The organism is Oceanisphaera marina, assembly GCF_014643915.1.
Lineage (GTDB): Bacteria > Pseudomonadota > Gammaproteobacteria > Enterobacterales > Aeromonadaceae > Oceanimonas > Oceanimonas marina.
On sequence record NZ_BMKE01000003.1, the window covers coordinates 103,055 to 116,042 of the forward strand.

12 protein-coding genes are annotated in these 12,988 nt (G+C 55.6%); 8 read left to right on the plus strand and 4 right to left on the minus strand.

The features are described from left to right. Positions 1-2: 2 nt before the first annotated feature. Positions 3-416 carry a YjfI family protein gene (locus IEW52_RS02835; RefSeq protein WP_188628562.1) on the minus strand — a complete coding sequence of 138 codons (414 nt, stop codon included), beginning with the start codon at positions 414-416 and terminating at the stop codon, positions 3-5. A gap of 172 nt (positions 417-588) precedes the next feature. On the opposite strand from IEW52_RS02835, the gene glnE reads away from it, so the two are divergent. After that, positions 589-3,468 carry a bifunctional [glutamate--ammonia ligase]-adenylyl-L-tyrosine phosphorylase/[glutamate--ammonia-ligase] adenylyltransferase gene (glnE, locus tag IEW52_RS02840; protein ID WP_188628563.1) on the plus strand — a complete coding sequence of 960 codons (2,880 nt, stop codon included), beginning with the start codon at positions 589-591 and terminating at the stop codon, positions 3,466-3,468. 36 nt (positions 3,469-3,504) lie between these two features. Next, positions 3,505-3,648 (plus strand): four helix bundle protein, encoded by a 144-nt coding sequence (locus tag IEW52_RS15940; protein ID WP_188628564.1) that lies wholly within the window; start codon positions 3,505-3,507, stop codon positions 3,646-3,648. Between the two features lie 57 nt (positions 3,649-3,705). On the opposite strand, the gene lpxL is transcribed toward IEW52_RS15940, so the two are convergent. After that, on the minus strand, positions 3,706-4,629 hold the full coding sequence (gene lpxL / locus IEW52_RS02850) for an LpxL/LpxP family Kdo(2)-lipid IV(A) lauroyl/palmitoleoyl acyltransferase (protein ID WP_188628565.1): 924 nt from the start codon (positions 4,627-4,629) through the stop codon (positions 3,706-3,708). 317 nt (positions 4,630-4,946) lie between these two features. On the opposite strand from lpxL, the gene hldE reads away from it, so the two are divergent. Beyond that, positions 4,947-6,374 carry a bifunctional D-glycero-beta-D-manno-heptose-7-phosphate kinase/D-glycero-beta-D-manno-heptose 1-phosphate adenylyltransferase HldE gene (gene hldE / locus IEW52_RS02855; protein ID WP_188628566.1) on the plus strand — a complete coding sequence of 476 codons (1,428 nt, stop codon included), beginning with the start codon at positions 4,947-4,949 and terminating at the stop codon, positions 6,372-6,374. Between the two features lie 79 nt (positions 6,375-6,453). On the opposite strand, the gene IEW52_RS02860 is transcribed toward hldE, so the two are convergent. Further along, positions 6,454-6,615, minus strand: a complete 162-nt coding sequence (locus tag IEW52_RS02860) for a hypothetical protein (protein ID WP_188628567.1) — start codon at positions 6,613-6,615, stop codon at positions 6,454-6,456. Between the two features lie 136 nt (positions 6,616-6,751). Beyond that, positions 6,752-8,056: an outer membrane channel protein TolC gene (tolC, locus tag IEW52_RS02865; protein ID WP_188628568.1), complete on the minus strand. Its 1,305-nt coding sequence runs from the start codon at positions 8,054-8,056 to the stop codon at positions 6,752-6,754. Between the two features lie 214 nt (positions 8,057-8,270). Here tolC and nudF point away from each other — a divergent pair, with 214 nt between their 5' ends. The 5 genes from nudF (at position 8,271) to parE (ending at position 12,984) form a co-directional block, all read left to right on the plus strand. Then, on the plus strand, positions 8,271-8,900 hold the full coding sequence (nudF, locus tag IEW52_RS02870; RefSeq protein ID WP_188628569.1) for an ADP-ribose diphosphatase: 630 nt from the start codon (positions 8,271-8,273) through the stop codon (positions 8,898-8,900). 214 nt (positions 8,901-9,114) lie between these two features. Then, positions 9,115-9,483 (plus strand): DUF1249 domain-containing protein, encoded by a 369-nt coding sequence (locus IEW52_RS02875; protein ID WP_188628655.1) that lies wholly within the window; start codon positions 9,115-9,117, stop codon positions 9,481-9,483. 26 nt (positions 9,484-9,509) lie between these two features. After that, positions 9,510-10,340: a 3',5'-cyclic-AMP phosphodiesterase gene (gene cpdA, locus IEW52_RS02880; protein ID WP_188628656.1), complete on the plus strand. Its 831-nt coding sequence runs from the start codon at positions 9,510-9,512 to the stop codon at positions 10,338-10,340. A 1-nt stretch (position 10,341) separates the two neighbouring features. Next, positions 10,342-10,911, plus strand: coding sequence for a YqiA/YcfP family alpha/beta fold hydrolase (locus IEW52_RS02885; RefSeq protein WP_188628570.1), 570 nt, complete (start codon positions 10,342-10,344; stop codon positions 10,909-10,911). Between the two features lie 177 nt (positions 10,912-11,088). Next, positions 11,089-12,984: a DNA topoisomerase IV subunit B gene (parE, locus tag IEW52_RS02890; RefSeq protein WP_188628571.1), complete on the plus strand. Its 1,896-nt coding sequence runs from the start codon at positions 11,089-11,091 to the stop codon at positions 12,982-12,984. The last annotated feature ends 4 nt before the right edge of the window (positions 12,985-12,988 follow it).

Here is a 12,988-nt window from a genome sequence, read left to right on the forward strand (position 1 = left end):
CCTCATAATAAAAACTCTGCCATGTCTTCGATGACTTCCAGGCAGTTATCGCTCAACACCGCCAGCTCATGTTCAATATCGTTCAGGCTGGAGTTGAGTGACAAGGCGCCGAACACCACATACCAGTCATCAAGACGGGCAAAGGCCGACAACGGCATGGGAATGTTCATGTCGAGCATGGCCTCCAGCATGGCGAGGCGGCGTTGGGGGGCAACCTGACTTTCATCCCACAAATAGCTGATGCACAGAATTTGATCGTCCGAGGTCGAAATAAACAGCGGCAGCTCTTCCCGGCCCTCGACGGCCACTTTAAGAACCTCGACATCACCCGAGATGGGAAAACACTGAAAACGAAACCCCGTGCTCGACAGCGCATCGAGCTGTTCGAGATGAAGGGCAATAACAGAAAGGTCCATCAAGATATCCTGACATAATAAGTCTGCTACAGACTAAAACAGCCGTTACCCCCAGCGCAAGTTTAAGCGCAAATAGCTGATTCGATCATACTGCGCTGTGCAAGGGCGGCAACAATGATAATCTGCAATCAGATGCCTACGGTCAACAGACCTGAACATAAAGGATAATGATATGGTCGAAATGCCCCAGCTGCTTGTTACCCAGGCCGACAAGCATTGGTCCCGCTTTGCCGAACGTGCCGCCGAGGTGGTAGACCGGCTTGGCGAGGCGCGACGTGCCCAGCTTTATGCGTTATTCGCCTGTAGTGATTTTGCGGCGGACAGCCTGTGTCAGCAACCCGAGCTGGCGCTGGAGCTGGACGATGCCCGGGATTTGCACAACAGCGAGCGGGCGGCAGACTACGCATCGACGCTGGCACAACAGCTGGCAGCAGTGAAAGATGAAACTGCGTTGTTGCGAACGCTGCGCCGCTATCGTCGTCGTGAACTGTTGTTGATCGCCTGGCGCGAGATGCTGCTGGGCGCCGAAGTGGAAGAAAGCTTTGTGCATATCTCGGCGCTGGCCGATGCCTTGATAATGGCTGCTTATCACTGGTTGTATCAACATCAATGTCGCGATCTGGGCACCCCGACCGATGCCGAGGGTAACAGGGTTCCCATGCTGATTCTGGGCATGGGCAAGCTGGGCGGCGGTGAGCTGAATTTTTCCTCTGATATCGATCTTATCTTTACCTTTCCTCATAACGGTGTGACCCGGGGCGGGCGCCGCGAGTTGGCCAATCAGCAGTTTTTTATCCGTCTGGGGCAAAAGCTGGTGAATGCGCTGCATCAAACCACGGTCGACGGGCAGGTGTATCGGGTAGACATGCGGTTGCGCCCGTTTGGCGAGTCGGGGCCGCTGGCGGTGAGCTTTACCGCCATGGAAGACTATTACCAGCACCATGGGCGCACCTGGGAGCGCTACGCCATGGTCAAGGCGCGGATCATCAACGACGAGGGAACCTACAGCCGAGAGCTGCAGGCCATGCTTAAACCTTTTGTGTTTCGCCGTTATATCGACTTTGGGGTGATCGACTCACTGCGCCAGATGAAGGCGATGATTGCCGCCGAGGTACGCCGCAAGGGCTTGCATGACAACATAAAACTGGGGGCGGGCGGTATTCGCGAAATTGAATTTATTGCCCAGGTGTTTCAGCTGATTCGTGGTGGCCGGGAGCCGGCGCTGCAGGTGCGTCATTTGCCCAAGGCGCTGGCGGCGGCATGGGAATCCGGTGCCTTGACCGAGGGTGAAGCCGGTGAATTGCACCAGAGCTATCGCTTCTTGCGCCGCGTCGAAAACTTTCTGCAGGCCTTCGACGATCAGCAAACGCAAACCCTGCCTCATGACGAGCTCAACCGTAGCCGACTGGCCTGGTTGATGGGGTATCAGCATTGGGATGACTTTTATCAAGCTCTACGCCACGCCATGGATCAGGTGCGTCTGCAATTTGATGGTTTGATTGGGGATAACACGGAAGCGGAAGAAGAAGGCGCGCCGCAAATCTGGTTCGATGTCTGGCAAACCGACCTGGATGAATCCGAATTAATCCCCTTGCTGCAAGAGCAGGGAATCAACGAAGAAAAAGCCACCCGTCTGGCTCGGGCGCTGTGCAGTTTCAAGAAGGAGTATCCACGCCGGGCCATGGGCCCACAGGGGCGGCAGGCACTGGACAAGCTGATGCCGGTGCTGCTCGACAGAATCAATCAATCCGGCACGCCGGGCATGCTGTTTGCCCGGCTGCAAAACCTGTTGCTGCAAATTGTTACCCGCACCGCCTACCTGCAGCTGCTGGTAGAAAACGCCGGCGCACTTACCCAGCTTATTCGATTGTGTGAAGCCAGCTCGCTGGTGGCGGAGCAGTTGGCTCGCTATCCGATTTTGCTGGATGAGCTGCTGGTGCCGCAGGTGTTGTATAACCCCATTCCTCTGGATGGATACAAGGACGAATTGCGCCAGTTTTTGCTGCGCGTGCCCGAAGACGATGTAGAGCAGCAGATGGAAGCACTGCGTCAGTTCAAGCAGGTACACCTGTTACGCATTGCCGCCGCAGATATTGCCGGTGCTCTGCCGCTGATGAAAGTCAGCGATCACCTGACCTGGCTGGCGGAAGCCATCGTCGAAGAGGTGGTTAATCAAGCCTGGGTGCAGATTAGCGCCCGCCACGGCGTACCCTCCATGCTGGCCGACAGTTCGCATCGCGGATTCGGCGTGGTGGCTTACGGCAAGCTGGGGGGCATTGAGCTGGCCTACAGCTCGGATCTGGATCTGGTGTTTGTGCACGAGACCGGCATCAAGGGCCAGACCAATGGCAACAAGCCACTGGATGTGCGGCAGTTTTATCTGCGACTGGCGCAGCGCATTATTCACTTGTTCAGCACTCGTACCGCCAGCGGTGTGCTCTACGAGCTGGATATGCGGCTGCGCCCCAGTGGCGATTCGGGTCTGATGGTGAGCCCGCTGGATGCCTATCAGAATTACCTGCAGAACGAGGCCTGGACCTGGGAGCATCAGGCACTGGTCCGCAGCCGCCTGATAGTGGGCAACAGTGCCTTGTATCAGGAATTCGAGCGGGTTCGCCGTGAGGTGCTGGGCAAGCCGCGAGACAAGGCGGCATTGGCCGAAGAGGTGGTAAAAATGCGTGAAAAAATGCGCAAGCACATGCTCAAGGCCGGTGCCGGTGAGTTCCACCTCAAGCAGTCGGTGGGCGGCTTGGCCGATATCGAATTTTTGACTCAATATCTGGTATTGGCCTACGGAGACGAATATCCGGATGCTCTGATCCGCTGGTCGGACAATATTCGCATTCTGGAGGCGGCAGTTGAAGTCGGCCTGCTTGAGGAAGGTGAAGCCCATCGGCTAAAAACCGCCTATTGCGCGATTCGAAACCGGGGTCACAGGCTAAGCCTGTCGGATCAACCTGGCCGCGTACCCGATACCGAACTGGTTCAGGAACGCGACTGGGTTGTTGCCAGCTGGAATAAATGGCTGCAGCAGACCGGGATTGGGGACTAGGGATTCGGGACTGGGGATTCGGGACTGGGGAGAATTATGAAGACGCACAAGCGACTGGATGTCTGGCATGAGGCCATGCTGCGGGTAAAACTGATCTATGAAGTTTCGTCGGCATGTCCCCGGGCCGAATTGTTTGGCTTGATGTCCCATATGCGCAGGGCAGCCATCTCTGTGCTTTAGCTGACAGCGGCTGCATTATTCCCGAGTCCCTAATCCCTGCTCCCGCTATTATGACTGTCAATACCGGTAAGGTACCCCTTCGGGGGTGGTCTTGAAGCGGCGGTGTAGCCACATATATTGCTCGGGCGCCAGGCGAATGGCGTCTTCAATGACCTTGTTGCTGGTAATGGCATCGGTGTGGTCGTTACCGACCGGAAAGTTGTCGATGGGGGGCTGGATCAACAGGCGATAGCCGTCTTTTTCTCGCAGCGTAAAACAGGGCAGGGTGACGGTGTTCTTCACCCGCGCCAGGGTGGCGGTACCGGTAATGGTGGCGGCTTCTTCGACCGCAAAGAAGGGCACAAACACGCTGGCATGGCGGCCGTAGTCGTGATCCGGGGCATACCAGAGCGCATCGCCCTGGCGCAGGGCCTTGAGCATGCCCTTGATATTGAGGCGATTCACCAGATATTTATTGGAGCGGCAGCGTCCCTGCACCTGGGCATATTCCAGCACCGCATTGGTGTTGGGGCGATACACACCCACGCCGGGACGATACAGACCAAACTGACGCGCGTTGAGTTCCAGCGTTAAAAAATGTGCCGACAGCAACAGCATGCCCTGGCCCTTGGCCAGGGCGGCATCCACGTGCTCGGTGCCTTCCATGCGGGTAATGGCACGCATGCGCCAGTGTGGCCAAAACCAGGCCATGCCGGTTTCAAATACGGCGCAGCCCACGCTTTCGAAATTGGCTTTCAGCGTCTGCTCCCGCTCCTGTTCACTCAGTTCGGGCAGGGCCAACTCCAGATTACGCCGTGCGATTTTGACTCGAGAGCCGAGGATGCGCATCGACAAGCGACCCAACCCACGGCCCAGTGCCATTTGCATACGCCAGGGCAACAGGGTGACCAATAACCACAACAGCCCCAGCCCCAGCCAGTTCAGGGCATAGCGTGGATGCAACAGCGCCAGGGAAAAAGGGGGAATTCGAGAGTCTTGCATAGAAGTCGCCATGGTCGATTAGTGCGGGAATTCTAATTAACTTGAAGGCCAAAGACCACCCATACACAGTCTTAAGCTGGAAGCCGTAAGCGGTCAGTTAACGAAAAGCACTGCCTTTGTAGCCGCTGCTTCAGCTGCGTCATTCTGCGCAGCAGGAGTGTTTGACCGTGCTGCTGCGCGCCAATCACCCGCTAAAGCAGGTTGCTACAAGCTCGATATGTATCTTTAGCTGACGGCTGCCCGTAGGGGGGACCGCTATGTTTTAAGGTCGTTTGTGATAATATTTCGTCTTTCCCCTGTTTAAAAGAGTCGGAACCATGAAGATCAAGTTACCGGAATTCGATAGTGCCAAGGTGTTGGTGGTAGGAGATGTGATGCTGGATCGTTACTGGTCTGGCCCCACAGGACGTATCTCACCCGAGGCGCCGGTGCCTGTGGTCAAGGTCGAGCACAACGAAGAGCGCCCAGGGGGGGCGGCGAACGTGGCGTTGAACGTGGCGGCACTGGGCGGCAAGGCGCGTTTGCTGGGCCTGACCGGTAACGATGAAGCGGCCAGCGCGCTGCAGGATAAAATGCAGGGCGTGGGCGTGGAATGTGACTTCGTCCGCCTGGCCAGTCATCCGACCATTACCAAGTTACGGGTCATGAGCCGTAACCAGCAGTTACTGCGCCTGGATTTTGAAGACAGCTTTGCGCCGGACGATGCGGCTCCCCTCACCGAAAAGACCCGGGCGGCGCTGGGTCAGGCCGGTGTGGTGGTGTTATCGGATTATGCCAAGGGGGCCCTTACCCAGGTGCAAACCCTGATCCAGGCTGCCAATCAGGCGGGTGTTCCCGTGCTGGTGGATCCTAAAGGCTCCGACTTTGAAAAATATCGCGGTGCCACCTTGCTGACGCCCAATATGAGCGAATTTGAAGCCGTCGTTGGCAAGGTAAAAGACGAGCAGGAACTGGTGGCTCGTGGTCGCGAGTTAATCAATAAATTCGATTTCAAGGCGCTGCTGGTCACGCGCTCCGAGCACGGCATGACACTGATCCATGCCAATGATCACGAGCTGCATTTACCCGCCCAGGCCCATGAAGTATTCGACGTCACCGGCGCCGGTGATACCGTGATTGCCACCTTGGCCACCAGCCTGGCCGCCGGTTTGCCGTTAGATGAAGCCTGCGCGCTGGCCAACGTGGCTGCCAGCATAGTGGTCGGCAAACTGGGTACCTCCACCGTGTCGGCCATCGAGTTGGCCAATGTACTCTATGGCACGCCCGAATCGGGCATGGGCGTGGTGACCGAGCAGCAACTGAAGCAGGTCATGGACGCGGCGCGTCGTCGGGGCGAAAAAATCGTGATGACCAACGGTTGCTTCGATATTTTGCATGCCGGCCATGTGTCTTACCTCAGTCATGCCCGCAAACTGGGTGATCGCCTGATAGTGGCGGTGAATACAGATGCGTCGGTGCGAGCGCTCAAGGGCGACGGCCGGCCGGTGAACACGGTTGACAGACGCATGGCAGTACTGGCCGGCCTGGGCGCGGTAGACTGGGTCGTCCCTTTTGCCGAAGACACCCCGCAGCGCCTGATTGCCGAAACCCTGCCCGATGTGCTGGTCAAAGGCGGCGATTACAAGCCAGAAGAGATCGCGGGCTTTGAAGAAGTCACCGCCAATGGTGGTGAAGTAAAAGTGCTGAATTTTGAAGAAGGCTGCTCCACCACCGCCATCATCCAGGCGATTCGCACTCGCGGCTAATTGCGCGGATTTGTACGTCAAACGTGAAAAGGGCTTGCCGTTATCGGCAAGCCCTTTTTTATGGCTGATGTTCTAATATTTAGCGGATGCCAGGATCCAAAGGGCTATAACAGTAGATGTTCTTATCGCCGCCCACCTCATCTGATGTTGACTGACTCAATGCCTGCCAGGCGTCGAATTGGCTGATGAATACCCGGCCGGCCAGTTGCTCCAGGAAGTGACTCTTTTGCAAACGGTCCATTATGGGGCCTCTCACTTCCTTACGCCGCTGTCGTGCAACGGCTGGTTAATGGCTTCCAGACTCTCCAGTGCTGAGGCCAGCAAAGGCAATGTTGCGGCGATAACAATGGCCTGCTGCTTGACTTGCAGTTTATCGCTTACTTTCTCATCAGGCCGTTATTAATGTCTACCAGGTCTTGCATGGTTAAATTGCCGGCTGCCTGTCTGAGTTGTAACTGGCTGATAATGTAATTATAACGGGCAGAAGACAGGTTTTGCTTGGCGTTATAGAGCTGGCGGGTGGCATTCAGCACATCGACTATGGTGCGGGTGCCCACTTCGTAACCGGCTTCGGTGGCATCGAGGGCGCTTTGTGCCGAAATCACAAATTGCTCGAAGGCGCGTACCGAGCCTGCCGCGGCACTCACGTCGTTATAGGAAGAATACACCTGGCTTTGCACCGCACGAAAGCTTTGCTCCAGCTGCTCGCTGGCGGCCACATAGTTGAACTGGGCCTGCTTCACCTGAGAGGTGGTGGCGCCGCCGCTGTATACCGGCAGATTGAAAGACAATCCCACCAGGCCTTCATTTACTGTGCCATCTTGCGTGCTGAATGCGCTACTGCTTTTCATGTCGGTATAGTTGCTGCTCAGGCCTGCATTCAGATCCAGCGTAGGATGATGGCCGGTCTGTGCCAGACCAATTTGCTCATTGGCAATCTCTTTACCAATACGTTGCTGGTGTAATTCCAGATTTTGCTCGAGGGCAATTTCCAGCCAGTCAGTCGCGGCAATAGGAGATTTCTGCGGGCTGAACGACTCGGTATTGAGCTTGTTCAGCTGGGCATAGCTCATGTTGGTGAGTTCACGCAGGGCTTCTTTGGCATTATTGACCGCGTTTTCGGCACTGATTTCTTCGGCGAGCGCCTGGTCAAACTGCGCCTGGGCTTCGTGCACGTCTGTCATGGCGCTTAAACCGACTTCAAACCGCTGCTTGGTTTGATCAAGCTGACGACTGACCGCCTCTTTATTCGACTGCACAAAGCTTAAGGCATCTTCGGCGCTTAACACGTTAAAGTAAGCCTGGGTGGCGCGCAAAATCAGGTTCTGCTGCACCTGGTTGTAGATCACATCGGCCTGAGTGGCCTGTTTTTCGGTGATGTCCAGATTGACCCAGGCAGATTTGCGATATAGGGCCTGACCCAGTGTCAGGCTGGCGCTGGCCGTATTACGATCATTACCGCTGCTTTGTATGTAGTTGGCATCGGCGCCCAGGTTGATTTGTGGCAACAAGGGAGCGCGCGATTCGTTTACTTTTTCGAAGGCGGCATCACGCTCGGCCCTGGCCTGGCGAACCTGAGGATCATTATTGGTTGCTTGCTGATAGATATCGAGCAAGTCTTCGGCTTGGGTCGGGCCTGCCGCACAAAGCAATATCAGGGTCGACAACAGCGTTTTTTTCATTATTTTTGCCTTACATAACAGATGAGCAAGGGTCGCCGTGCTGGGGGCAGGCAGCTGGTACTTGTTGGTAAAGTATAAGAGTAACATCAGCATTCTTGGTTGAACATTGTCTAAAATGATTCACGAATGAAGCTGAATTACTCATGAATGAACGTTCATTCACTTTTAACGCTAGTCTAAAATCTACCAGTCAAAAGTCAAGAAAGGAGTCGTAATGAATATAAACAAACCCACCCAGTTTGGGCATCAGGATGTCAAGCTACTAGCGGAAGAAGTCGGCTATCAGGGTTTTTTTAAACTGTTGCGGCTACGATTACAGCATAAATTATTTGCCGGTGGCTGGAGTAAGGAAATCACCCGCGAGCTGTTCGAACGGGGCCATGCGGCGGCGGTACTGCCTTATGATTCTGTGCGTGATGAAGTGATACTGATTGAACAATTCAGAGTGGGAGCCATGTATGGGGAGGGCAGTCCCTGGCTGCTGGAAGTGGTGGCCGGCATAGTCGAAGAAGGCGAATCGGAAGAAGAGGTGGTACGCCGTGAGGCGCAAGAGGAGGCCGGTTTAACGTTAAACAGCCTGACTCGAGTCATGAGTTATTTCCCCAGTCCGGGTGGCTGTGGCGAGCGAATTACCCTGTTTGTGGGCGAAGTGGATGCCACCGAGGCGGCGGAGCATGCCGGGCTGGCCTGTGAGAGTGAGGACATTCGGGTGCATCGAGTACCTCGAGAGCAGGCGATGCAGTGGCTTGCAGAGGGCAAGTTAGACAACGCCAGTACTATTATTGCCCTGCAATGGTTGGCGTTGCAGCGTGACCGCCAGGCCGTGGATAGGCCCGCCAGCTAGAGGGGCACTCGCAGACTTTTACCGCGGGTTACTTGGCTGAATGGGTAAAAAGCTGTTGTAATAGCAGCAGTCCGCCGCCTTTAGATCTTGAAGGCGGATACACAAAGGTCAGCTCTGGGTGCTGACAAGGAGATAAATTTTGACTGCCAAGGTGATCGCCCGCAAGCACGTACCCGATTTAAAGTCGTTGCAGCGCACCTGTGATGTTAATTACATGGCCTTGATGAAGCTGTTGCCTCAGGGCGCCCTCGTGGGAGAGAGCGTGTCTGTGGGCATTAGCGATCAGGTACTGTTTGTATTACGGGTGCTGGAAGTTGCGCCTTATACCTGGCATGTGTCCATCGAACAATGTACTCCACGCCTGCCTTCCTTTATGCGGATGAAGGTAAAAGTCCGGTTATATCATGATGTAAGAATGGCCGAAGTGTGTGCCAGCCAGCAGATATTGACGCTGCGTTCGAGTTATCATTATCCTAATGCCAAGATGCACCATCGCAATGAAAAAGAGCAGGTAAACCTCTTTCTTGCCGAATGGCTGAAATGTTGCCTACAACACGGATTTAGTACGGTCAAACAGCTTTGAATCAAACTCCTCTACAGCTAGATACCATTGACATCAAACCCCATCGTCCCGACGGCGTGGTAGAGCTGTTGCAAATTACCGACACTCACCTGTTTGCCGACAAAGACGCGGACTTTCTGGGCATCGCGCCCTGGCACAGCGGGCGGGCGGTGGTGGAGGCCATAGTTGAAAATGAACGGCTGGCGCAAACGCTGCCTCATGATCTGATCCTGGCGACCGGCGACTTGTCGCAAGATAATACCCCCGAGTCTTATCGCCATTTCAGCGAACTAATGAGCAACCTGGCCCCCCCGGTTTTCTGGTTGCCGGGCAATCATGACGATGCCGCCTTGATGCAGGCCGAGCTGGACAATGCCGGCATCAGCAACGCCAAGCATCTGCTGTGCGGCCAGTGGCAAATACTGCTGCTGGATACCCAGTTGGCGGGGGAAACCCACGGCGAACTGTCGGCGGCGCAATTATCACTGCTCGAGCAAGCCATTGAGCGATATCCTGACCATCACCTGCTGCTGGCGGTGCATCATCAGGCCATACCGGTGGGCTGTGCCTGGCTGGATCAGCATAATCTGCGCAATGCCGATGCCATGCAGGCGTTGCTTGCCCGGCATCGGGCCTCACGTGTCGTCTTGTGCGGTCATGTGCATCAGGGATTTGACCAAGGTGAGCAGGGCGTGCGCTATCTGGCCAGCCCCGCCACCTGTATTCAGTTCAAGCCTTTGTCTGACGAGTTTGCCCTCGACAGCATGGCCCCGGGCTGGCGCGCCATCTCGCTGCACCCCGATGGTCGCCTGAGCACTCAGGTGTGGCGATTACCGCCTCATACCTTTGAACCCGATTTTAGTGCTACCGGATATTAAGATGTCGACCCTTCTCTATTTGCATGGCTTTAACTCGTCGCCCAAGTCGATTAAAGCGCAACAGATGCAGGAATACCTGCAACAAAAACGTCCCGACATTCACATGATCTGTCCGCAACTGGCTGCCACCCCCGCCGCTGCCTGGGCACAAATACAGGCGATTTGTGATGATATTCAAGGGAACTTTGGTGTAGCAGGCAGTTCGCTGGGGGGCTTTCTGGCCACGCTGGTGGCCGAGCAGTACGGGGTGCGTGCCGTGGTCATCAACCCCGCGGTCAACCCGCACATCTTGCTGCAGGACTATCTGGGCGAGCAGCTTAACCCCTACACCGATGAGCGTTATTCACTTGGCGAACATCATATGCAAGAGCTGAGCGAACTGCGCCTGGATGCCCCTACCTGCATGGATCGCATCTGGTTGTTGCAACAGCAGGGCGATGAAGTGCTCGACTATCGAGAAGCCCTCGACTACTACCGCTTTGCCCGAGTGTGCATTCAAAAAGGCGGCGATCACTCCTTCGTTGGCTTTGATCACTACTGCGCCCAAATCATCCGCTTTTTGCAGCTGTAGAAATACAGTAAAGGCTCAAGAGTGAAGAGTGAGGGGCTATACACAGAGCCTTCAGACGCAGGTGTTATTTCTTCCCCATCACTTTTTACCCTTCACTCCTCACCGCGCTTAAAGCTGACAGTGGATAGCGGTAGGTAGTAAGATGCTGCTCACGAATTCTGATTATTTAGGGTCAACATGACATCGAGTCAATATACTGCTGATGCCATTGAGGTACTCAATGGCCTGGAGCCGGTGCGTCGTCGTCCCGGCATGTATACCGACACTACACGCCCTAATCACCTCGGCCAGGAAGTCATCGACAACAGCGTTGATGAAGCACTCGCCGGCCATGCCAGCAAGATTGAAGTGATATTGCATGCCGACCAATCGCTGGAAGTGAGCGATGATGGTCGCGGCATGCCGGTCGACATTCATCCGGAAGAGGGCATTTCGGGCGTAGAGCTGATTTTCTGTAAACTGCATGCGGGCGGCAAGTTCTCCAACAAGAACTATCAGTTCTCCGGCGGTTTGCACGGTGTAGGTATTTCGGTGGTCAGTGCCTTGAGCTCGCGATTGAATGTCAGCATTCGTCGCGGCGGCCAGGTATATGAAATGGCATTCGAGCACGGTAACAAGGTGAGCGAACTCACCGTGACCGGCACCTGTGGCCAGCGCAATACCGGTACTCGCGTGCACTTCTGGCCCGATGGCAGCTATTTTGACTCGGCCAGGTTTTCCGTTTCCCGGCTCAAGCATCTGCTAAAGGCCAAGGCGGTGTTGTGCCCCGGGCTCAGCATTCGCTTTGTCGACAAAGTAAACGACGAGATCCTGGAATGGTGTTATCAGGATGGCCTGCAGGACTATCTACTGGAGTCGGTCAAAGAATTTACCTGCCTGCCAGAGCAACCCTTCGTCGGTAACTTCAGCGCCGAATTTTCTGCGGTGGAGTGGGCGCTGACCTGGCTGCCCGATGGCGGCGAGGGGCTGGGCGAGAGCTATGTCAACCTGATCCCTACCGCCCAGGGCGGTACCCACGTCAACGGGTTGCGCCAGGGGTTGCTGGATGCCATGCGCGAGTTTTGTGAATTCAGAAACCTGCTGCCCAGGGGCGTGAAGCTCACACCGGATGATATCTGGGAGCGCTGTGCCTATATTCTGTCGGTTAAAATGCAGGATCCGCAGTTTGCCGGACAAACCAAAGAGCGACTGTCGTCTCGCCAGTGCTCGGCCTTTGTCTCGGGCGTGGTGAAAGATGCCTTCAGCCTGTGGCTCAACCAGCATACCGAGCTGGCCGAACAAATTGCCGAGCTGTGTATCAGCAGTGCCCAGCGCCGTTTGCGCCAGGCAAAAAAAGTGGTGCGCAAAAAAGTCACCCAGGGCCCCGCCTTGCCGGGCAAGCTGACCGATTGTGCCTGCTCGGATCCGATGCGCGGCGAACTGTTTCTGGTAGAGGGTGACTCGGCCGGCGGCAGCGCCAAGCAGGCGCGAGATCGTGAATTTCAGGCCATTATGCCGTTGCGCGGCAAGATCCTGAATACCTGGGAAGTGGAGTCGGGCCAGGTACTGGCATCGCAGGAAGTGCACGATATTTCGGTGGCCATCGGCCTGGATCCGGACTCGAACGATCTCACGGATTTGCGCTACGGCAAGATCTGTATCCTGGCGGATGCGGACTCGGATGGTTTGCACATTGCCACCTTGCTGTGTGCCTTATTTGTTCGCCACTTCCGCTATCTGGTTGAACAGGGCCATGTGTATGTGGCCATGCCGCCCCTGTATCGTATCGATTTGGGTAAGGAAGTGTATTACGCCCTGGATGAAGACGAGCGTGATGGCGTGCTGGAGCGCATTAAAGCCGAAAAGAAACGGGGCAAGATACAGGTTACCCGCTTTAAAGGTCTGGGTGAAATGAACCCCAAGCAGTTGCGTGAAACCACCCTGGATCCCAATACCCGACGGCTGGTGCAACTTACCGTGGACGACATGGAAGCCACCACCAAACTGATGGACATGCTGCTGGCCAAAAAGCGTTCCGGTGATCGTCGTGAATGGCTGGAAACCAAGGGCAACCTGGTCGATCCCCTGGCCTGAGGAA

Coding starts and splice junctions, on each gene's coding strand:
- IEW52_RS02835 (WP_188628562.1), bottom strand. CDS start 416: ATGGACCTTTCTGTTATTGCCCTTCATCTCGAACAGCTCGATGCGCTG.
- glnE (WP_188628563.1), top strand. CDS start 589: ATGGTCGAAATGCCCCAGCTGCTTGTTACCCAGGCCGACAAGCATTGG.
- IEW52_RS15940 (WP_188628564.1), top strand. CDS start 3,505: ATGAAGACGCACAAGCGACTGGATGTCTGGCATGAGGCCATGCTGCGG.
- lpxL (WP_188628565.1), bottom strand. CDS start 4,629: ATGCAAGACTCTCGAATTCCCCCTTTTTCCCTGGCGCTGTTGCATCCA.
- hldE (WP_188628566.1), top strand. CDS start 4,947: ATGAAGATCAAGTTACCGGAATTCGATAGTGCCAAGGTGTTGGTGGTA.
- IEW52_RS02860 (WP_188628567.1), bottom strand. CDS start 6,615: ATGGACCGTTTGCAAAAGAGTCACTTCCTGGAGCAACTGGCCGGCCGG.
- tolC (WP_188628568.1), bottom strand. CDS start 8,056: ATGAAAAAAACGCTGTTGTCGACCCTGATATTGCTTTGTGCGGCAGGC.
- nudF (WP_188628569.1), top strand. CDS start 8,271: ATGAATATAAACAAACCCACCCAGTTTGGGCATCAGGATGTCAAGCTA.
- IEW52_RS02875 (WP_188628655.1), top strand. CDS start 9,115: ATGGCCTTGATGAAGCTGTTGCCTCAGGGCGCCCTCGTGGGAGAGAGC.
- IEW52_RS02885 (WP_188628570.1), top strand. CDS start 10,342: ATGTCGACCCTTCTCTATTTGCATGGCTTTAACTCGTCGCCCAAGTCG.
- parE (WP_188628571.1), top strand. CDS start 11,089: ATGACATCGAGTCAATATACTGCTGATGCCATTGAGGTACTCAATGGC.